12 protein-coding genes are annotated in these 21390 nt (G+C 71.9%); 7 read left to right on the top strand and 5 right to left on the bottom strand.

From position 1 onward, the window contains the following. Positions 1–282 precede the first annotated feature (282 nt). Complete coding sequence (locus I8N67_RS37615; RefSeq protein WP_200308783.1) at positions 283–840, bottom strand: MarR family winged helix-turn-helix transcriptional regulator; 558 nt, start codon at positions 838–840, stop codon at positions 283–285. 157 nt (positions 841–997) lie between these two features. Between I8N67_RS37615 and I8N67_RS37610 the strand changes: the two genes are divergently transcribed. Next, positions 998–2257: an MFS transporter gene (locus tag I8N67_RS37610; protein ID WP_234046917.1), complete on the top strand. Its 1260-nt coding sequence runs from the start codon at positions 998–1000 to the stop codon at positions 2255–2257. 140 nt (positions 2258–2397) lie between these two features. Here the strand turns inward: I8N67_RS37610 and I8N67_RS37605 are convergent, their stop codons facing one another. Beyond that, on the bottom strand, positions 2398–4071 hold the full coding sequence (locus I8N67_RS37605; protein ID WP_200308782.1) for an ATP-binding SpoIIE family protein phosphatase: 1674 nt from the start codon (positions 4069–4071) through the stop codon (positions 2398–2400). Positions 4072–4298: 227 nt separating this feature from the next. Then, complete coding sequence (locus tag I8N67_RS37600) at positions 4299–5663, bottom strand: NAD(P)/FAD-dependent oxidoreductase (RefSeq protein ID WP_200308781.1); 1365 nt, start codon at positions 5661–5663, stop codon at positions 4299–4301. Between the two features lie 476 nt (positions 5664–6139). On the opposite strand from I8N67_RS37600, the gene I8N67_RS37595 reads away from it, so the two are divergent. Further along, complete coding sequence (locus I8N67_RS37595) at positions 6140–6964, top strand: TetR/AcrR family transcriptional regulator (RefSeq protein ID WP_200308780.1); 825 nt, start codon at positions 6140–6142, stop codon at positions 6962–6964. A 372-nt stretch (positions 6965–7336) separates the two neighbouring features. Next, positions 7337–9190: a sigma-70 family RNA polymerase sigma factor gene (locus I8N67_RS37590; protein ID WP_200308779.1), complete on the top strand. Its 1854-nt coding sequence runs from the start codon at positions 7337–7339 to the stop codon at positions 9188–9190. Here I8N67_RS37590 and I8N67_RS37585 read toward each other — a convergent pair. Both I8N67_RS37585 and I8N67_RS37580 read right to left on the bottom strand, forming a co-directional pair. Further along, the gene (locus I8N67_RS37585) at positions 9136–12762 is read right to left on the bottom strand and encodes an ATP-binding protein (protein ID WP_200308778.1); all 3627 of its coding nucleotides are present in this window, start codon (positions 12760–12762) and stop codon (positions 9136–9138) included. The genes I8N67_RS37590 and I8N67_RS37585 overlap by 55 nt on opposite strands. A 176-nt stretch (positions 12763–12938) precedes the next feature. Next, a complete protein-coding gene (locus I8N67_RS37580) occupies positions 12939–15035 on the bottom strand; it encodes an asparagine synthase-related protein (protein WP_200308777.1) in 2097 nt (698 codons plus the stop codon). A gap of 725 nt (positions 15036–15760) precedes the next feature. On the opposite strand from I8N67_RS37580, the gene I8N67_RS37575 reads away from it, so the two are divergent. The 4 genes from I8N67_RS37575 (at position 15761) to I8N67_RS37560 (ending at position 21082) form a co-directional block, all read left to right on the top strand. Continuing rightward, on the top strand, positions 15761–17185 hold the full coding sequence (locus I8N67_RS37575; protein ID WP_152169929.1) for an NsdA family TPR-like regulatory protein: 1425 nt from the start codon (positions 15761–15763) through the stop codon (positions 17183–17185). A 185-nt stretch (positions 17186–17370) separates the two neighbouring features. Next, positions 17371–18582: an L-2-hydroxyglutarate dehydrogenase gene (gene lhgD / locus I8N67_RS37570; protein WP_307835487.1), complete on the top strand. Its 1212-nt coding sequence runs from the start codon at positions 17371–17373 to the stop codon at positions 18580–18582. A 155-nt stretch (positions 18583–18737) separates the two neighbouring features. Beyond that, a complete protein-coding gene (trmB, locus tag I8N67_RS37565; RefSeq protein ID WP_200308775.1) occupies positions 18738–19607 on the top strand; it encodes a tRNA (guanosine(46)-N7)-methyltransferase TrmB in 870 nt (289 codons plus the stop codon). A gap of 101 nt (positions 19608–19708) precedes the next feature. Further along, a complete protein-coding gene (locus tag I8N67_RS37560) occupies positions 19709–21082 on the top strand; it encodes a PrsW family intramembrane metalloprotease (protein WP_200308774.1) in 1374 nt (457 codons plus the stop codon). The last annotated feature ends 308 nt before the right edge of the window (positions 21083–21390 follow it).

Genomic DNA, 21390 nt, shown 5'->3' with positions numbered 1-21390 from the left:
AGCTGTTGGGCCGTTCCGACGTTCCAAACCTTAGCGGATCTGCTCGGCAGTTCCCAATCGGGGCTGTCGAACCCAAATCGAATTGAATTCGGGCGCGCCGAATTCATCCCGGTTGGGAGATCGTGCTGGTTGGTTTGTATGCCGCTTGAGCGGCGGAGGTGCTACCGCAGAACCGTTACGGCTCCGTGGCAACCCGAAGAACTTTACGCATCGCGGGGTGGACTGTCAAGCCTCCCCATGGTGGCCCGTGGTCAAACCCCGGGCACCCTCAAGCGTACGACCTCAGTCCAGGTCCGTGAGTCGGCCGCCGGCGTCCGGCTGGGCGTGCTCGACGCGGCGGAGGAGGCGGGTCAGGACCTCGCCCAGGACCATCCGTTCCAGGGGAGAGAGGTCCTGGAGGAGGTCTTCCTCGAAGACCGTGGCGAGGCGCATGGCCTCCAGCCACTTCCCGCGACCCTCGGGAGTGAGCTCGACGATGACGCGGACGCGGTTGGTCTCGTCGCGCTCCCTCGTCACCAGACCCTCGGCGACCATGCGGTCGATGCGGTGGGTCATGGCGGCCGGGGTGAGGCCGAGCCGCTTCGCGAGTTCGCTCGGGCCCATGCGGTACGGGGCGCCGGAGAGGACGAGGGCCTTGAGGACCTCCCACTCGGCGTTGCTGATGCCGAGCGCCGAGGTCTGGCGGCCGTAGGCGACGTTCATACGACGGTTGAGACGAGAGAGCGCCGAGACGATCTTCTCGACCTGGGGGTCGAGGTCCTGGAACTCGCGCTGGTAGGCGGCGATCTGCTCTTCGAGTGCCGGCTCGGCGCCGCCGGAGGTGCTTGGGGTGTCGCCCATGGGCGCAGTATGGCACGCCGACGCTTGGCATCGAAGTCCTTCGGAGTGTACTGTTTAGGTTCTAAGTTTTAGCTTCGAAGTCTTCAGTATTAACGCTTGAGCTGGACGGCTTCCCTTACCTAGGCAGGTGAACTTGACCAGGGGGTTGGGCGCAGCGATGCGTCGGATTCATGTGAGCAACGCGCTCGGTGCGTTCGGACTCGGCTTCACCGTCCCGTATCTGTACGTCTATGTGGCGCAGGTACGGGATCTCGGGGCGATGACGGCGGGGCTGGTGCTCGCGGTCTTCGCTGTGGCCGCGCTGGTGGTGTTGCCGTTCGCCGGGCGCGCCATAGTGCGGCGCGGTCCGCTGCCGGTGCTGCTCGGCGCCCTGGTCACCGCTGCTGTCGGGTCGCTGAGCCTGGGGCTGGCGGCCGGTGCGACGACCGTGCTGCTGTCCGCGGCGGCGCTCGGGGCCGGGCAGGCCGTGATGCAGCCGGCGCTCGCGACGATGATCGTCGACTGTTCGAGTACGGAGAACCGGTCGCGGGCCTTCGCCACGCAGTTCTTTCTGCAGAACCTCGGGCTCGGGGTCGGCGGACTGATAGGCGGGCACCTCGTCGATGCCGACCGCGCGGGGTCCTTCACCCTGCTGTTCTCCATACAGGCGGTGATGTTCCTGCTGCTCGTCGGTGTGATGGCGACCGTGCGGAGACCTCGGGCGCCGAAGGTCGAGGGCGTCCCGGCTGGGGCGGCCAAGGGGAGCTGGAAGCAGTTGCTCGGGAACCGAGCCATGGTGCAGCTGTGTGTGCTGGGGTTCGTGCTGTTCTTCGCCTGTTACGGGCAGTTCGAGTCGGGGCTCAGTGCGTACGGGGTGGAGGCGGCCGGGCTATCGACGTCCGCGCTCGGTACGGCGCTGGCGGCCAACACCGCGGTGATCGTGGTCGCGCAGTTCGCCGTGCTGCGGTTCGTGGAGCGGCGTCGGCGGTCTCGGGTGATCGCGGGTGTGGGGATCGTCTGGGCCGTGGCCTGGGGGGTGGCCGGGTTCGCGGGGCTTGGGCAGGTGAGTCAGAGCATGGCCACGGCAGCGTTCGTATGCACGTACTCGTTGTTCGGGCTGGGGGAGGCGATGTTGTCTCCGACTGTTGCTCCGCTCGTGGCCGATCTTGCGCCTGAGGGGATGGCTGGGCAGTACAACTCCGCGTTCGCGCTGGTCAAGCAGCTTGCGTTGGCTGTGGGGCCGGCGGTGGGTGGGCCTATGGGGGCGTCGTTGCATGCGGCGTATGTGGTGGTATTTCTGGGGTTTTCTCTTGGGATCGTGGTGCTGGCGGTTCGGTTGGGGCGGGGGCTCACGGTGGTTCAGGATCAGCCGGGGGTGGTTAGTCGGGTGGTGGCTCGGGGTGGGGTGTCTTCTGAGCCCGCTGGGGTGCGGGCCTGATCCTTTTCGCCCCCGCCGCCCCTACCCGTTCCCATCCCCAGGGGCTGCGGCCCTTCTACCCCCGGCCCCCCGTTATTTCGGCTGCGGGTCCGTGGGGGCTTGTCGCGCCGTTCCCCGCGCCCCTTAAAAGGGTCCACTCGTCATGTCGTTCGGCGAGGTAGGGCGAACTCGCACCAGACCGACTTGCCGCCGCCGGGGGCTCGGCGGCTGCCCCAGTTGGAGGCGATGGTGGCGATGATGGCGATGCCTCGGCCGGACTCGTCGCCGGGGTCGGCTCGGCGGCGGCGGGGGAGGTGGTCGTTGCCGTCGGTCACCTCGACGATGAGGCGGCGGTCTGTGCGGCGCAGGCGTAGCCGCATGGGTGGGATGCCGTGTTGTAGGGAATTGGCGACGAGTTCGCTGGCCGCCAGGACGCCCAGGTCGTGGAGTTCCGGAGGGAAGCGCCAGCTCGTCAGGACGCCGGAGGCGAAGGCCCGGGCTCGGGGGGCCGCTTCCACGCCGCCCAGCAGCTCCAGTGCCGCGTTGCGGAAGAGTTCGCTGTCGGGGCCCGTGCGGGCGGGGTGCTGGAGGACGAGGACGGCCACGTCGTCGTCGTGGTCGGCGGTGACGCCCGTCGAGCGGACCAGGCGGTCGCAGACCACCTGGGGCGTGCCGGTGGCGCCGGCCAGGGCCCTCTCCAGGGCCGCGATTCCCTCGTCGAGGTCTTCGGTGCGGCGTTCCACCAGGCCGTCCGTGTAGAGGACGGCCGTGGAGCCGGGGCCGAGGGGGACCGAGCCCGAGGCGTGCATCCAGCCGCCCGTGCCTAGCGGGGGGCCGGTGGGCTCGTCGGCGCGCAGGACGGTGCCGCTCTCGTCGCGGACGAGGATCGGGAGGTGGCCGGCGGAGGCGTAGACCAGGCGGCCCTCGTTGGGGTCGTGGACGGCGTAGACGCAGGTGGCGATCTGGTTGGCGTCGATCTCCATGGCGAGGCCGTCGAGCAGCTGGAGCACCTCGTGCGGGGGGAGGTCCAGGCGGGCGTAGGCGCGGACCGCCGTGCGGAGCTGGCCCATGACGGCCGCCGCTCGTACGCCTCGGCCCATGACGTCGCCGATGACCAGAGCGGTGCGGCCGCCGCCGAGGGTGATGACGTCGTACCAGTCGCCGCCGACGGCGGTTTCGGTGCCGCCGGGGTGGTAGACGGCGGCGATGCGCAGGTCGTCGGGCTCTTCCAGCTCCTGGGGGAGGAGGGAGCGCTGGAGGGTGACGGCGGTCTCGCGCTGGCGGCGCTCGCTGGCACGGAGGCGGTCGGCGGCCTCGGCGAGGTCGGTGACGTCGGCGGCGAAGATCAGTACGCCGCCGTCGCTGTGCCGGTCGTCGCCCGGTACGTCGACGGGGGTGCAGGTGATCGTGTAGGAGCGGCCGCTGGGGGCCTTGCGGGACTTGACCGTGCGGGGTCTGGCGCTGCGCAGGACCTGGTCGAGGAGCGGGAGGAGGCCGAGGGCCTCCAGCTCGGGCAGGGCCTCGCGGGCGGGTTCGCCGAGCGGTCGGGTGCCGAAGGCCGCGGCATAGGCGTCGTTGACGTACGCCGTGCGGTGGTCGGGGCCGTGCACGAGGGCGACGAGGGCCGGGATGCGGTCGAGGATCTCGCGGGTCGGGAGATCGTCGACGGCGGGCACGGTCGGTGTGTCGTCCGGTGGGTCGTCGGTCTGCCGTTCGGCGCGGGCCGCGGGCACGGAGCCTTCGCCCCGCCGGTCCGGGGTGACGGTGTGTTCGGTCCGCGCTGCGGCGCGGCGCTGCGTACCGGGGAGCCGGGCGCTCCAGCGCGTGAAGTTCACCGAATCCTTGCCTCGTGCCTCGTGTTGTTGTCTGTGGCCGGCTCCGGATCCGGCCGGCGGCCCGGGGGATGGCCCCGGGTGCGGCGGTGGGGGATGCCTGGTCGTGGGTGTGGTGTGGGCAAGGGGGTGGCCTTGCCCGGGGTCGTGGATCACGTCGCGGACCAGTCTGGCCGACCGGACCGACATCCGTCAGACGTCGGCCTGAACGGTGGAGTTCCTGGATCCGGTCAGGACGACCCCTTCGGGTCCTCAGGAGCCTTTCCACCGGCCGCGAGTTCGAACTCCGCACGGGGATGTTCGAGTGATCCGAGTGACACGATCTCCCGCTTGAAGAGCCCGGAGAGGGTCCACTCGGCGAGTACCCGGGCCTTGCGGTTGAAGGTCGGCACTCGGCTCAGATGGTAGACGCGGTGCATGAACCAGGCAGGGTAGCCCTTCAGCTTCCGCCCGTAGACATGTGCGACGCCCTGGTGCAGTCCCAGCGAGGCGACCGAGCCCACGTATTTGTGCGAGTACGTCTCCAGCGGCTCGCCGCGCAGGGTGTGGACGATGTTGTCGCCGAGGGTCCGGGCCTGGCGTACGGCGTGCTGGGCGTTGGGGGCGGTCTCCTTGCCGGGTTCGGCCACGGTGACGTCGGGGACGGCGGCCGCGTCGCCCGCGGCCCAGGCGTGCGCGACGCCCTCCACGGACAGCTCGGCGGTGCACTTCAGGCGCCCGCGCTCGTTCAGGGGAAGGTCGGTGGCGGCGAGGATGGGGTGCGGTTTCACACCGGCCGTCCAGACGACCGTACGGGTCGGGAAGCGGGCGCCGTCGCTGAGGACGGCGACGCGGTCGACGCACGAGTCGAGGCGGGTGTGGAGGCGTACGTCGATGTTGCGGCGGCGCAGCTCGGTGACCGTGTAGCGGCCCATCTCCTCGCCGACCTCCGGGAGGATGCGGTCGGAGGCCTCCACGAGGATCCACTTCATGTCCTCGGGCTTGACGTTGTGGTAGTACCGCGCGGTGTAGCGGGCCATGTCCTCCAGCTCGCCGAGCGCCTCCACTCCGGCGTAGCCGCCGCCCACGAAGACGAAGGTCAGGGCGGCGTCGCGGATCGCGGGGTCGCGGGTGGAGGAGGCGATGTCCATCTGTTCGATGACGTGGTTGCGCAGGCCGATGGCCTCTTCCACGGTCTTGAAGCCGATGGCGTGGTCCGCGAGCCCGGGGATCGGGAGGGTGCGCGCGATGGAGCCGGGGGCGAGGACCAGTTCGTCGTACGTCAGCTGCTCAGCGGCCGCGCCCTCCTCGGTGGCGAGGGTCGCGAGGGTCGCGATGCGTTTGGCGTGGTTGATCGTGGTGACCTCGCCGACGACGATCTTGCACCGGTCGAGGACGCGGCGCAGGGGTACGACGACGTGGCGGGGCGAGATGGAGCCGGCGGCGGCTTCCGGAAGGAAGGGTTGATACGTCATGTACGGGTCGGGGGACACGACGACGATCTCGACGTCACCGCGTCCTAGTTCCGGTTTCAGCTGTCGTTGCAGGCGCAGCGCGCTGTACAGCCCGACATATCCGCCGCCGACGATGAGGATGCGCATCGGTTCCTTCACCATCCCATGACGCACCTCTCTCGTTGGTTTGTCCACAGGCCCGGCAATTTGTGTGACCGGTCGCAATGGGCGCGCGGGGTTGGCCGATTTACCGGCGCGTGCGGCAGGTGCGCAGGTCAGATGGTGTGAGCCGGGTGGCAGGAGGGGGCGCAAACCAGACGTAAACCGCCCGTACTCCGATCGGGCGGCGCTCCGTGCGGAACGTGCCCCTTCTGAATTGACTCCCTCTCAACTATGTTCGTGTGTCGACGGGGTGTAGGGGGGATGCGTTCAAGAGGTTCGGTCGGGTCCGGTATCCGGGTTCGGATGGCGGGTTCGGGTGTGTCGAGTGGGTCCGCGACGGGCGGGGCGGCTCGGGCACCGGCTCTCCGGTGAAAGGACCGGGGATCGTCGAGAACCTTGGACGCTCGTTTCGCCGCTCCGGCTTCCGATGACGGGGAGAGTCTCCGGGGGGAGACGTCATTACCGGGGGAACACGTATGCATATTCAGGACTCTCATTGGTCGTCCGCGTCCACGCTCGCACCCGGTGGTGCGATCGGCGCGGCGGTCGGCAACGGACGCGGGGACGGAGGGCGGTCGACTCCGCTCCGCGTGGACGCACAGCGCAACCTCGAACACGTACTGCGCGCGGCTCGCGAGGTCTTCGGCGAGCTGGGGTACGGCGCGCCCATGGAGGACGTCGCCCGCCGCGCCCGGGTCGGCGTCGGCACGGTGTACCGGCGCTTCCCGAGCAAGGACGTCCTGGTCCGGCGGATAGCCGAGGAGGAGACGTCCCGGCTCACCGAGCAGGCCAGGCTCGCGCTCGGGCAGGAGGAGGACCCCTGGTCGGCGCTGTCCCGCTTCCTGCGGACGTCGGTGGCCTCGGGCGCCGGGCGGCTGTTGCCGCCGCAGGTGCTGCGGGTGGGGGTCGCCGAGGACGGGGCCGACGGTGCCGGTGTCGGCGGGGTCGGTGTCGGTGGCTTCGGTGTGGACGAGGCGCGGGTGCCGCAGCAGCGGGCTCAGCCGGCTACGGAGCTGCGGTTGGTCTCGGCGGATTCTGGGGCGCCTGGTGCCTCGGGGGCCGTTGGGGGCGTGGGTGGACCGGCGGATGATGCCGGGGCTTCCGCGCTGCTCGAGGTCGTGGGGCAGTTGGTGGAGCGGGCTCGGGCGGCGGGTGAGCTGCGGGGGGATGTGACCGTGGCTGATGTGTTGTTGGTGATCGCCACCGGGGCGCCCTCCCTGCCGGATGCGGCGCAGCAGGCTGCGGCTTCGGCTCGGTTGTTGGACATCTTGCTGGAGGGGCTGCGGTCTCGGCCGGCGTGATGGTGGGCGAGTGAGCTCGGTTCAGTGAGCTTGGGGTGGGGGTGGTGTGGGGTTTGTCGCCCCCGCCGCCCCTACCCGTTCCCATCCCCCAGGGGCTTTGCCCCTCCGACCCCCTGAGCGCCTTGTAGCTCGAGGGGGTTCTGTGCGTTGGCGGGTGCGGGATCGTCGTGGTTGATCGCGCAGTTCCCCGCGCCCCTGAGCGGGCTGCGGCCCCTCAGCGTGCGTACTCGTTTGGGTGAACCGCCGTACTCAGGTCTGGGGGGAACCCTCGGACGAGTGGTATGCCCGTACTGCCGGGGGCTGAACAAAAGCCAATATGGCACTCTGACCCGGTGTTGGGGACTGGGTCGGCCGGTGGTGGGGGCTTCCGCGATGAGTGGTGACGGGCGGGACGAGTCGGAGCCTCAGGTGCCGGCGCAGTGGGATCTGTTCGGGTCCGGGGTGCTGCCGCCTCCTCCTCGGGAGCCTTCCGACGCCGATCTGATCGAGTGGATGCGGGCGGGCGAGGACTCGGCGTACGAGGAGCTGTACCGGCGTCATGCGGAGGCGGTGCGCCGGTATGCGCGGACCTGTTGCCGGGACGCGTACACGGCGGACGATCTGACGGCCGAGGTCTTCGCCCGGATGCTGCAGGCGGTACGGGGCGGCTCCGGGCCGGAGCATGCCGTACGGGCTTATCTGCTGACGTCCGTGCGGCGGGTGGCGGCGACGTGGACGAGTTCCGCGAAGCGGGAGCAGCTGGTCGACGACTTCGCGGTGTTCGCGGCGCGGGCGTCGCGCAGGGCCGAGGTGTTGGACACCGCCACGCTGGACCTCGGGGCGGATGTGCGGGCGATGCACGAGGCCGAGCAGTCGATGGCGATGCGGGCGTTCCGGTCACTGCCGGAGCGGTGGCAGGCCGTGCTGTGGCACACGGAGGTCGAGGACGAGTCGCCGAGCGAGGTGGCGATGCTTTTCGGGCTGGACGCCAACGGGACCCGGGTGCTCGCCAGTCGGGCCCGGGAGGGGCTCAAACAGGCGTATCTGCAGGCCCATGTGAGCGCCACCCTCGCGGGCGACTCGGCGGAGTGCGGGCGTTACGCCGACCGGCTCGGTGCGTACGCCCGGGGGAGACTGCGTACGCGGGCCGAGCGGGGACTGCGCGCCCATCTGGAGGAGTGCGCGGCGTGCCGGCTGGCCGCCGGGCAGATCAAGGACGTCGCGAGCGGGATTCCGGCCGTCGTACCGATCGCGGTCATCGGGTGGTTCGGTGCCGCCGGGTACGCGAAGGTGGCCGCGCTCGTCGCCGGTGGCGCGGGGGCCGGTGCGGCCGCGGGGGCGGCGGCCGCGGCGAGCGGTGGTTCCGGGAGCGCGGGTGCGGGCGGCGGGGCCGCCGCCGAGGGGCTCGGCGCGCCGGCGAGGGTCGGGATCGCGGTGAGTGTGGCCGGGATGGTCGCCGCCGCGGTGGCGCTCGCGCTGGCCGGCGATGACGTGAAGAGCGAGGAGCCGTCGGCCGGGCCGTCCGCCTCGCGAGCCGTCGAGGTGCCGCCCGAGCCGGAGCCCGAGCCGGAGCCCGAGCCGTCGAGGACACCGCAGCGGGCGCCCGCACCGGGTGTGGCGCCGGTAGTGGTGGTGCCCGTGTCCCGGCCGTCGCCGACACCTTCGCCGTCGCGGTCCGTGGCGTCGGCTCCGTCCGTGAAGCCGACACCGGCTCCGGAGCCCACACCCACGCCCACCCCGACTCCCACGCCCACCCCGACTCCCTCGCCCACGCCGACTCCCTCGCCCACGCCGACTTCGACGCCCCCTCCCCCGGCGGTCTACCAGTGGAACGAGCTGCGGTACGGAGCCCTCGGCGACGGCACCGAGCCCGAGATGCGGCTCGGCGAGAGCAGTTGGGTCTGGCAGCGGTACGGGGTGTCGATCGCCGGGAAGCAGCACGCGAACGGGGTGACCGTGCACGGTCACTCCTCCGTGGCCATCGATCTCAACCGCCGGTGCGGCTCGTACACCGCGCTCGTCGGCGTCGACGACATGACGCTCGGCTTCGGCGAGGTCTACTTCTCCGTCTACGGCGACGGGGTGCGGCTGTGGAGGTCCGGGCCGGTGCGGGGCGGGGAGCCGGCGGTGCCGGTCCGGGTGGACCTCGGCGGGCGGGAGACGGTACGGCTGGTCGTCGAGCCGCACAGCCACTATGACCCGGCGGCGCTGGCGGACTGGGCGGAGTCCGGGTTCGTCTGCGAGTGAGAGTTCAGGGCCCTGCTCAGGTCGGCCAAGGCGTCCGTCGGGGTGTAGGCCGTGCCCGTCGTGTGCTCGGCCTCGTAGCGGGCGGGGCCCAGGGCGGCGAGGGCGGCCGCCTCGGCGCGCTCGGCGTCGTGCCGGTCGGGGAGCGGGAGCGGGCGGGGATGGTCACCGCGCCAGCTGGTTCCGGCGGCGAGGAGGCGTGCCGCGCACGGGTGGTCGCCGAGGCCGGACAGTACGGTCGCCGCGCTGTCGGCCATGGCGGCCGTCACCGTCTCGGCGCAGCGGTTGTCCACGGCGGTGCGCAGGGCGTCGGCCAGTTTGCGCAGGCCGGGTCCGGGGCCCGACTCGGCGGTCGTGAGCAGGCCGTCGACCAGATCCAGGAAGGCCCTGAACTGGGGCGGTGGTGTTCCCCAGCGAGTCTCCTCCCGGGCCAGCTCCCACTGTTCGCGGGCGTGGGTGGTCTCCCCGTCGACGAACGCCATGTGGGCGCGCAGGAGGCAGACGAACGACCGGGAGTCCGGCGCGCCGAAACGGTCGGCCGCGGTCGTCGCCTCGTCCAGTGCGGCCAGGGCGGCCTCGCGGTGGCCCATGCGGTAGGCGATCTCGCCGAGGCGGGCGATCAGGAACGGTGACTCGGTGTACGCGCCGACCTCGTACGAGAGGCGCAGCGCCTCCTCGTACTCCCCCTTGGCCTGTGTGAAACGTCCGCGGGCCATCGCCGCCTCGCCGGCCGCGCTGCGGACCTGGGCTCTCATCCAGCGGTCGCCCACCCGGTCGGCGATCGCGCGCAGTTCGGCGAGGCCGTCCGCCACGCCCCGCATGTTGCCGGCCGAGTCGACGAGCATGTGGGTGCGGAGCATCAGGGTGAAGCCGAGTTCCCAGTCTCCGCCGTGTTCGCGGCAGTTGTTGACCGCCTCGTCCATCATTTCGCGGATGTCCACCGCGGCGGCGCCCTCCAGGAAGTACGCGGTCAGGGGCCAGAGCAGGCCGGGGAAGCGGGCGGCGGCCGGGCCGGTGTGGCCGGACTCCTGTCTCAGGCGCGCCACGTAGTCGCGGGCCCTCGGGTCGTGCGGTACGCCGACGGGGCCGGACTCCGCGATCAGGGCGAGGTGGAGGAGGCGCAGGGCTGTGCGGTGGCTGTGGCGGGGGTGCTGGGAGGGGGCGGGGTCGGTGAGGAAGGCGGCGATGTGGTCGTCGGTCTCGGCACTGGCCCCGGCACAGGTCTCGGGACCGGTCTGGGCACCGGTCTCGGCACCGGTCTGGGCACCGGTCTGGGCACCGGTCTGGGCACCGGTCTCGGCACCGGTCTGGGCACCGGTCTGGGCACCGGTCTGGGCACCGGTCTGGGCACCGGTCTCGGCACCGGTCTCGGCACTGGCTTCGCCTTGGCGTTCGCCTTCGGTCCGCTCCCTGTCCAGCCTGGTCGTCAGGGTGAGGATGCGGTCCACCCAGTCGGCGCCCTCGTGGCGGAAGTTGCGGAGCCACCAGAACCAGCCCGTGGCGAGGGCGAGGCGGGTGGCGGTGGGTTCGTCGGCGGCGGCGAGGGTGCGGTGGAGGGCGGCTCGGATGTTGTCGAGGTCGGTCTCCAGGCGGTGGATCCAGGGGAGTTGGCCTGCGGAGCGGAGACGGGGCTCGGCCCGGTCGAGGAGGGTGAGGATCCAGGTGCGGTGGCGGAGTTCGGCGGCCGTGCGCAGGGCCGGGGTCTCGGCGGCGCGTTCGGTGGCGTACTCGTGGATCGTCTCCAGCATGCGGTAGCGCATGACGCGGGCGTCGTGCTCGTACGGGGTGGCGATGATCAAGGACTTGTCGACGAGGGCGCCGAGGATTCCGGCCGTCGGTCCCGGGCCCGCACAGACCGCCTCCGCCGCCTCCAGGTCCCAGCCGCCGGCGAAGACCGACACCTCGCGGAGAACCGTGCGCTCGGGCTCGTCCAGGAGGTCCCAGGACCAGTCGACGACGGCACGCAGGGTCTGCTGACGGGGCAGGGCCGTACGGCTTCCGGAGGTGAAGAGGCGGAAGCGATCGTCGAGGCGGTCGGCGATCTGGCGCGGGGTGAGCAGGCGCAGGCGGGCGGCGGCCAGTTCGATGGCCAGGGGGAGGCCGTCGAGGCGGTGGCAGATCTCGGCCACGGCCTCGGGGTCGGCCCGCAGGACCGGGTCCGCGTCGGGGCGGGCGGAGGCGGCGCGCTCCGCGAGGAGGCGGTGTGCGGGGGCCGGGGGGAGGGGTTCGACCGGGCGTACGGACTCGCCGGGGACGCCCAGGGGTTCGCGGCTGGTGGCGAGGATCGTGAGGCCGGGGCAGTGGGTGAGGAGGGCCTCGGCCAGTTCTGCGGCGGCGTCGATGACGTGTTCGCAGTTGTCGAGGATCAGGAGCAGGTCGTGGCGCTGGGCGCAGTGTTCTATGAGGAGGGCGAGCGGGGTGTGCTGTGGGGTCGGCGGCTCGTGGGTGAGCGGGTTTTCGTGGGTGAGCCGTTTTTCCTGGAGCAGCTTTTCGTGCAGCAGCTTTTCGTGCAGCAGCTTTTCGTGCAGCAGCTTTTCGTGGGTGATCAGCGCCGTGTCGCGCAGGCCCAGGGCGCTGACGACCGCGCCCGGTACCGCTTCCGGGCGGTCCAGCGGGGCCAGTTCGGCCAGCCAGGCCTGGGGGTGGGCCGTGGCGGCCTCCTCGGCCAGGCGGGTCTTTCCGGAGCCGCCGGGTCCGGTGAGGGTGACCAGGCGGGAGGTGCGCAGGTCGGCGCGGATCGCTTCCAGCTCGGGTTCGCGGCCGACGAAGGAGGTCAGGCGGGGGCGGAGGTTGCCGGTTCGGGTGGGGGCGGAGACGGGGGCGGGGGGTCTGCCGGCCGGGGGCGGGGGTGCGGGTGGGGTGGGGGTCAGGAGGGTTCGGTGGAGGGTGCGCAGGGTGTGGCCCGGGTCGGTGCCCAGGGAATCGCGCAGGGTCCGGCGTATCCCCTCGTAGGCCGTCAGGGCCTCGGCTGTGCGGCCCGTTTCGTGCAGGGCGCGGATGAGCAGGGCGTGCAGCGGTTCGTCGTGGGGGTGGGTCTCGGCCAGTTCTCGGAGTTCCGGTACGACCTCGGAGGCTTGGCCGAGGCGTAGGTCCGCCTCGATGCGGGTGCGGAGGGCCTCCGTGCGCAGGGCCTCGGGGCGCGTGGCGGCGGTTCGGTCGGGGAGGTCGGCCAGGGCGGGGCCGCGCCAGAGGGCCAGGGCTTGACGGAGGGTGGCGGCGGCGGTGGCGGGATCCTCGTGGGCCAGGGCGGTCTTCGCGTCGTGGACCAGGTGTTCGAAGGTGAAGAGGTCCACGGTGGTGGGGGTGGTGGCAAGGCGGTAGGCGCCGGGTTCCGAGGTGATGGTGTGGGGGCCGAGTGCCTTGCGTAGGCGGGCGATGAGGGCCTGGAGGGCGGCGGGGGCGTCTGTGGGTGGGGTGTCCGGCCAGACCTCGGTGATGAGGGTGGGGGTGGGGACGGGGTGGTTCGGGCGTAGGGCGAGGGCGGTGAGGAGTGCGCGTAGGCGGGGGCCGGGGAGGGGGATGGGGGTGCCGTGGTCGTTCTCGGCTCGGGTTGGTCCCAGGATGGCGTACCGCACGGGGGCATTCTTGCGTCGTTCGCTGTGGCGGGTGGGGATTTTTCGCCCCCGCCGCCCCTACCCGTCCCATCCTCCAGGGGCTGCGCCCCTTCTACCCCGTATTTCGGCTGCCGGTCCGTGGGGCTTCTCGCGCGATTCCCCGCGCCCCTTAAAAGCCACACGGTTCCCCCAATGCTCTACGACCTTCTCGCCCCTGCCCCCAGCGCGCCCCTCTGTGGCTTGATGCCTGCCGGTACCGCTCGTTGTCTTGCCGGTGTGCCTGTCCAGCAGGTGCCTCGGCGGGAGAGCAGGCGGCGTAGCCAGAGTTCCAGGGAGACGAGGTCGGCGAGGCCGTCGAGGGGGAGGGGCTCGCCCTCGGCGGCGGCGCGGAGGGCTTTGCGGACCACTCGGGCCTCTACCAGGCCCGCCTGGGCCAGGAGGGGGGTGTCGAAGAGGGTGATCAGGGTGTCGGCGGCCACGCGGAGGCCGGTGCGGGCGGCGGCGGTGGAGGTGGCGTGGGAGGGGGCGCCCCAGCCGGGTGGGAGGTCGGCGACGCCGGCGCCCTCCAGGACCGTACGGAGGATGGCGGCGCGGGCGCCGGGCTGGACGCGGAGGGCCTCGGGGAGGGCGCGGCAGGCGCGTACGACCTGGTTGTCGAGGAAGGGGGCGTGCAGGCGCTGGGAGCGGATCTCGGCGGCCTGTTCGAGGACGCGGAGGTCGGCGGCGTGGCGGGCCAGGGCGGCGCGGGCCCGGAAGTCGCCGGGGCGTTGGCCGGGGCCGACGGTCGGGCGGCCGGTCAGCGCCCCGAGGCGAATCGATACTTCGGCCAAGGCCTCCCCGGTCAGCCAGCGGGCGGCGGGGCCCGGTCTGGCCCAGTTGAGGGCGGCGAGGGAGGCACCGACCGCGCCTCCGGGCTCCTCGAAGCGGCGTTGCATGAGGCGGTCGGCGAGGACTTCGACGCCGGCCCGGTAGGGGGTGCGGGCCAGTTTCCGCGCGGCGCCGTACACGCGCGCGGGGACCATCACCGAGCCGTCCGCCTTGGCGAGGGCGGCGACCGGGCGGACCAGGTGGCGGCGTTTGCGGTCCATGAGGAGGTCGGCGAGGCGGGCCGGGTGGGCGTCCAGGACCTGGCGGGCGCCGTAGCCGGTGAAGTGGTCCGCGCTGCCGGCGGCGAGGCGGGCGCGGTGGCGGGCGGCGATGACGAGGGAGGGGCCCGGCTCGTCGGTCAGGGGGCCTTCCAGGTCCGCGTACGGGAGTACTTCCTCGCCGCCCGTCACGACTACGTGGTGCAGACGGGGGTTGGCGGCGAGGGTGCCGGCGCGTTGCAGTTCGGATTCGCGGCCGGAGGTGGCGAGGTCGTTGAAGGTGACGGCCAGGAGGCGTTCGCCGGCGCCCGTGCCGTGGCCGAGGACCGTGCCGGGGGCGCCGGGCAGGCCCGCGGCCAGCAGGGCCAGGGTGCCCGAGGCGGGTCCGCCGGAGAGGTCGGCGCCGATGCCGGGGACCGGCATGCCGCGTGCGGCGCGGCGCTCCGCCGGACCCATGCCGGGGACCGGGCCGGGGTCGACGTCGGGGACGTGCCGGGGGGCGGCCAGGCGGACCCGTACGGCTTCCACCAGGGCGTCGCGTACGGCGTCCACCGCGCTGGTCGGGTCGGCGGAGGGGGCGGCGACGGCGATGGACGCGACCGGTTCGTAGCCGGCGATCTCACGGGCACCGGCGCGCAGGATCAGTGTGTGCCCCGGCGGAATGCGGCGCACGCCGTCGTACGGCGTCGAGTCGTGGAGGGCGTCCGGCACGTCGGGGGCGGCCAGCAGGGCGGCCAGGTGCCCGAAGTCGAGGTTGGCCTCGATGAGGTCGGCGAGGGGCAGGGCGGCCGTCGCGAAGGCCGTGCCGCCCGACCAGGGGGTGTAGAAGACCGGGCGCGCGCCCGCGAGGTCGCCGCAGACGGTGACCCGGCGGCCGACCCGGACGACGGCGGTGTAGCTGCCGGGCCAGGCGGTGAGATGGCGCAGGGCGCCGCCGCGGGCGGCGAACAGGCCCACGCGCAGCTGCTCGTCGGAGGCGCCGCAGATGCCGAGGACGGCGATCTTCGTCTGCTCGTCGGCCTGCACGACGCGCACCTCGTCGGGGCGCCAGTCGCCGACGGCCCACAGGGGATCGGGGTCGCCCCACAGGAGTTGGGAGCCCACCGGATGCACGGTCTCGCCGTCGTGTCCGGTGGCGCCGGCCGAGCCGGCGGAGCCGATGGCGGAAGCGCCAGCGGCGGTACTGCTCCATCCCACCAACCACCGCATCGACGCCTCCACAGAGCGTGGACAACCAGGTGCACCGTACGAACGGCACCCATGCTGCCACGAAGGAGGCTTGTCGGAGGGCGTGTGAGGCTGCTTGCACACCGGCGAGTGCGCCCCTGGGGAGCCTTGAGCGCTCCCCCGTCACATCCTTCGGACGCCCCGTGAAGTGGGTGGTCGACAAAGGAGGACCAAGGGAGGACCCCAGGTCTACGACGTGAATGCGCCCCCGGTACGCTCCCCCAAAACACCTAACGCGCCCTCAAGAGACGTGGTCGGAGCGGTATTCACCCTCCACGACCACCGTCGATTTTCGGCCAAATCGGCTTTGTGGGGCAGAGTTCACCGAAGCTCTGTACCACCCCCGATGGCGACTCAGCGTCAACGCACAGTCCGGGAGGCGGAGTTCGCCTCCCGGACCGGTCCGCCGCCCGCGGGGATGTAGGCGGCGGTGTCCCCCAGCCCACTGGATCCAGTACAGCGGGCCGACCCACGCACAGCCATGGAACCGCTCCCGCGGTGGCCGGAGAAGAGCGCATGGACGGGCGCACGGCCACACAGCGGGAGCACGTCGCAACAGTGCGTGCTCTGCCCGTACTTTCGTACGGACCACAATCCCGCCATACGGATTTGTGCCCCTTAACGCTTGGGATGCGGCGAACTACGCTGGGTTTACGAATGCCGCGTGCCTATGCCGCCGCGGCAGCCGTCTGTTCGAGGGGTGGCGCATGTCCAGGGAGCAACGCGGGCCGAACGAAAAGCTCGGCGCCGTTCTCGCCCTCGCGGGAATCAGCAACGCAGGACTCGCGCGTCGCGTCAACGATCTTGGCGCTCAACGCGGGTTGACTCTTCGCTACGACAAGACCTCGGTGGCGCGGTGGGTCTCCAAAGGCATGGTTCCCCAGGGCGCCGCGCCACATCTCATCGCCGCCGCCATCGGCCAGAAGCTCGGCCGCCCTGTGCCGCTCCACGAGATCGGCCTGGCGGACGCGGATCCCGCCCCCGAAGTGGGCCTCGCCTTCCCTCGTGACGTCGGACAGGCGGTGCGCGCGGCGACGGAGCTGTACCGCCTCGACCTCGCCGGCCGCCGCGCCGGCACCGGTGGCATCTGGCAGTCCCTCGCCGGATCGTTCGCGGTGAGCGCATATGCGACGCCCGCCTCACGATGGCTGATAACCCCGGCCGACAGCTCGGTGGCGCGCGAGGCGGGCTCCGCCGAGGGCTCCGGGTCGCCGCTGAAAGTCGGCCACAGCGATGTGCGGAAGCTGCGGGAGGCCGCCGAGGACGCCAGGCGCTGGGACTCCAAGTACGGGGGCGGCGACTGGCGTTCCTCGATGGTGCCGGAGTGCCTCCGCGTGGAGGCCGCGCCGCTGCTGCTGGGGTCGTACTCCGACGAGGTGGGCCGCGCGCTGTTCGGAGCGTCCGCGGAACTCACCCGCCTCGCAGGCTGGATGGCTTTTGACACGGGTCAACAGGAAGCCGCGCAGCGGTACTACATCCAGGCGCTACGGCTCGCGCGCGCGGCGGCGGACGTGCCACTGGGGGGCTATGTCCTGGCGACCATGTCCCTCCAGGCGACCTATCGGGGCTTCGGCGACGAGGGCGTCGATCTCGCGCAGGCCGCACTCGAACGCAACCGGGGCCTTGCCACCGCCCGCACGATGAGCTTCTTCCGGCTCGTCGAAGCGCGTGCCCACGCGCGCGCGGGTGACGCGGTGGCGGCCGGCGCCGCCCTCAAGGCCGCCGAGGGGTGGCTGGAGCGGGCCCGCGACGGCGACCACGATCCGACCTGGCTCGGGTTCTACGGCTACGACCGGTTCGCCGCGGACGCCGCGGAGTGCTACCGCGACCTCAAGGCGCCGCGTCAGGTGCGCCGCTTCACCGAGCAGGCGCTGTCGCGGCCGACGGAGGAGTTCGTACGCTCGCACGGGCTGCGGCTCGTCGTGTCGGCGGTCGCCGAGCTGGAATCCGGCAACCTCGACGCGGCGTGCGAGCAGGGGGTGCGGGCGGTGGAGGTCGCGGGGCGCATCTCCTCGGCCCGCACGACCGAGTATGTGAAGGATCTGCTGCATCGGCTGGAGCCGTATGGGGATGAGCCGCGGGTCATTGAGTTGCGGGAGAGGGCTCGTCCTCTTTTGATGACACCCGCGTAGGTTTTCGGGCGCCTACTCGCCTGCCGGGTTTGTGAGGTTTTTGCGGCTGCGGGTGCGTTGTGGTTGCTCGCACAGTTCGCCGCGCCCCTGAAGGGGCGCGCGTGACCGGCGTCATGCAGACGTCTTCCGGGTTTGAGGGCATTGTCAGTGGTGCAGTGCACTATCGGAGTCGGGAGGTGGGGCGCGTGCGGAGGCAGGGCGCGTACGACTGTGATGTGCTCGTGGTCGGCGGTGGGATCGTCGGGCTGTCGACGGCGTATGCGATCACGCGGGTGGCGCCGGGTACGCGCGTGACCGTGCTGGAGAAGGAGCCCGGCCCGGCCCGGCACCAGACGGGGCGCAACAGCGGGGTCATCCACAGCGGGATCTACTACCGGCCGGGGTCGCTGAAGGCCCGGTACGCGGTCAGGGGCGCCGGCGAGATGGTCAAGTTCTGCGCCGAGTACGGCGTCGACCACGCCGTCACCGGAAAGCTGATCGTCGCCACCGAGCGGTCGGAGCTGCCCCGGCTGCACGCCCTCGTGCAGCGCGGCCGGGAGAACGGGATTCCCGTGCGGGAGCTGGGGCCCGCCCAGATCGCCGAGTACGAGCCGGAGGTTCGCGGGCTTGCGGCCATACACGTCGGGACCACCGGGATCTGCGACTTCGTGGGGGTCGCCCGGCAGCTCGCGCGGGCGTCCGGCGCCGAGATCCGGTACGGCGCTGAGGTCGAGCGGATCGACCGGCGGGCCTCGCTCGGCGTCGCCGTGCGCATCCGGGGCGGCGACGTCGTACGCGGGCGGGTGCTGGTGAACTGCGCCGGGCTGCACTGCGACGAGGTGGCCCGGAAGGCCGGGGACGACCCCGGGATGCGGATCGTGCCGTTCCGGGGGGAGTACTACGAGCTGGCGCGGCCCGAGATGGTCCGGGGGCTCGTGTATCCCGTGCCCGATCCGGCGTTTCCGTTCCTCGGGGTGCATCTGACCCGGGGGATCGACGGAGGCGTGCACATCGGGCCGAACGCCGTGCCCGCGCTGGCCCGCGAGGGGTATGGGTGGGGGACCGTACGGGTGCGGGAGCTGGGGGCGACCCTGGCGTGGCCGGGGTCCTGGCGGATAGCCCGGCGGCACTGGCGGTACGGGGCGGGGGAGCTTCGGCGGTCGGTGTCGAAGAGGGCGTTCACGGGAGCGGTGCGGAGGCTGCTGCCGGGGGTTTCGGAAGGGGACCTCGTGCCCGCGGCGGCGGGGGTGAGGGCGCAGGCCGTGCTGCGGGACGGGACGCTCGTGGACGACTTCCTGATCCGGGAGGGGATGCGGACGGTGCATGTGCTGAACGCGCCCTCGCCTGCGGCTACCGCCTCGCTGCCGATCGGGCGGGAGGTGGGGAGGCGGGCGTTGGGGGCGTTGGCTCGGGTTTGAGTCCGCGTGAGGGGGTTCGCCCCCGCCGCCCCTGCGCGTCCCGCGTCCCACCCTGCGCATCCCGCGTCCCACCATCGGCCCTCGGCCTCGTCCTCGTCCTCGAACGCCGGGCGGGCCGGATGGAAGGTTCAGGGCCCCGTAAAATCGGTCTCACTGTGTCTGACTCCGCCGATACGCCCGAGCCCCGCACCCCCGGTGCCTCCGTTCAGCATGCCCGGGCCAAGGGTGAGCCGCGCTTCCCTGAGGGGCCCAAGCCGGATCCTGCCGGGTCGCACTTCGAGCGGCGGATCAGGAGTTTTCAGCCTCGGCGGAGTCGGGTGACGGCCGGGCAGGCGGACGCGTTGCGGCGGCTGTGGCCCAAGTGGGGGCTGGACATCGACGGGCGGGCGCTGGACCTCGTCGAGCTGTTCGGCGACGACCGGCCCGTGGTGCTGGAGATCGGGTTCGGGATGGGCGAGGCGACGGCGCGGATGGCCGCGGCCGATCCCGGGACCAATGTGCTGGCGGTGGATGTGCACACCCCCGGCCAGGGGAACCTGCTGAATCTCGCGGACCTGGACGGGCTGTCCAACATCCGGGTCGCCAACGGGGACGCGATCATCCTGCTGCGGGAGATGCTCGCGCCCGGCTCGCTGGACGGGCTGCGCGTCTACTTCCCCGACCCCTGGCCGAAGAAGCGGCACCACAAGCGGCGGCTGATCCAGCCGGAGTTCCTCACGCTCGCGGCGTCGCGGCTCAGGGCGGGGGCGATCGTGCACTGCGCGACGGACTGGGAGCCGTACGCCGAGCAGATGCTGGAAGTGCTGACCGCCGACCCCGAGTTCGAGAACACCTGCGCCGACGGCGGGTTCGCGCCACGTCCCGGCTTCCGGCCGCTGACCCGTTTCGAGGGGCAGGGACTGGACAAGGGTCATGTGGTGAACGATCTGCTCTTCCGCCGCGTACAGCAGCGTGAGCAGGAGCAACAGGATCCGGATCCGGATCCGCAGGAGCAGGAGTCCGAACAACCCCCCACCAGTGCCTGACGGTCTGTCTGGCGGTTTGCCTGCCGGCCTTCGTTCACGGTCCGGCGGGCCGCACCACGCACCGTCGCGGGCAGCGCCCATCCCTCGTTAGGGTCAATGCAATGGCCACCAGTCCCCCCTACGCGACGCACCCCAGCGGCCCCACCGGTGGGTATGTGTTCAGGCCCAAGCGCTGGTGGCGGCGGAAGAGCGTCAGATACGGGGCGCTCATCGGGCTGCTCGGGGTCTCCGGGCTCGTCATCCTCGCGCTGGTGCGCGAACAGACCGGCACGGAGGGGTTCCTGGTCGGGCTCGGGCTCGCCGTACTGCCCGTGCCGTTGCTCATGGCCGCGTTCCGGTGGCTGGACCAAGTGGAGCCGGGGCCCTGGAAGAACCTGGTGTTCTCGTTCGCCTGGGGGGCGTGCGCGGCGGCACTCATAGCCATCGTGGCGAACAGCTTCGCGACCCGGTGGATAGCCACCACCACCGCCGATCCGACACACGCCGACACCCTGGGGGCCACGGTCATAGCGCCCGTGGTGGAGGAGATCGCCAAGGCCGCGGCCGTCCTGCTCGTGTTCCTGTTCCGCAGACGGGACTTCACCGGGATCGTGGACGGGGTGGTGATCGCCGGCTTCACCGCCACCGGGTTCGCGTTCACCGAGAACATTCTGTATCTGGGCACCGCCTTCGGGACGGATCAGCTCAGCGGGGGCACCGGGCTGGCGTCCGTCACCGCGGCGACCTTCTTCGTACGCGTGATCATGTCGCCGTTCGCGCACCCCCTGTTCACCGTGCTGACCGGCCTGGGCTTCGGCTTCGCCGCGTTCTCCGCGCAGCGGCACCGGGTGCGACGCGTGCTCGTACCCGTGGGCGGGCTGCTGCTCGCCATGGGCATGCACGCGATCTGGAACGGGTCGGCGACCTTCGGGGAGTACGGCTTCTTCGGGGTGTACGCGGCGTTCATGGTGCCCGCCTTCGGGCTGCTGACGTGGCTCGTGATCTGGACCCGGCAGCGCGAGTTGCGGACCGTGCGGGAGGCGCTGCCCGCCTACGCCGCCGCCGGGTGGCTCACTCCGCCGGAGCCGTACGTCCTCGGGTCGATGCGGGCTCGGCGAGTGGCCCGGGAGTACGCCGCGCACCACTTCGGCAAGGCGGGCGCCCGGTCCGTCGCGGAGTACGAGACGTACGCGACGAAGCTGGCGTTTCTACGGAATCGAGGGCTGCGGGGGCGGGCCGGGGGCGACTTCGCGCTCCGGGAGCGGCAGTTGCTGTTCGAGCTGTGGCGCCGCCGGGAGCTGGCTCGGCCCGCGCTGGGGTATGCGGCGCGGGAGGGGGCGCCGGGGTACGGGTACGGGGGACCTGGGGGCCACGCGGGTTATGCGGGGTACTCCGGGTACGCCGGGCCGGGGTACGGGGGGTACGGGTCGGCTTACCCGTACCCGGCGGTGCATGGGGTGTCGCCGTATCCCGCTTACAACCCGTATCGGTCGTAGGGGACGGGGCGGGGGCCGGGGCCGGGCGGGGGCCGGGGACTGCGCCTCGTCCCCGGTACAGCGGTTCCACGCCTCGCCCCCGCCTCGCCCATGACGAACGCCGCGTAGTGCCTCAAGGGCTTACGCGGCGTACGAGTCAGGTCCTACGGTCCTACGGGTCCTACGGTCCTACGGGTCGTCGTAGGGGTACGGGTTGCCAGCTGCTCGTTGGGGAGCGTGCACGAGGGCGGTTTAACTCGATCGTGTGATGGTCGTCTTCAAACTTGTGTCGTCCTGGGCCGTTCGGGCTACGGTGATCGTGCGATCTG

It is taken from the genome of Streptomyces adelaidensis (assembly GCF_016598475.1).
Taxonomy (GTDB): Bacteria; Actinomycetota; Actinomycetes; order Streptomycetales; family Streptomycetaceae; genus Streptomyces; species Streptomyces adelaidensis.
This window is presented reverse-complemented; position numbering and strand designations above follow the sequence as displayed.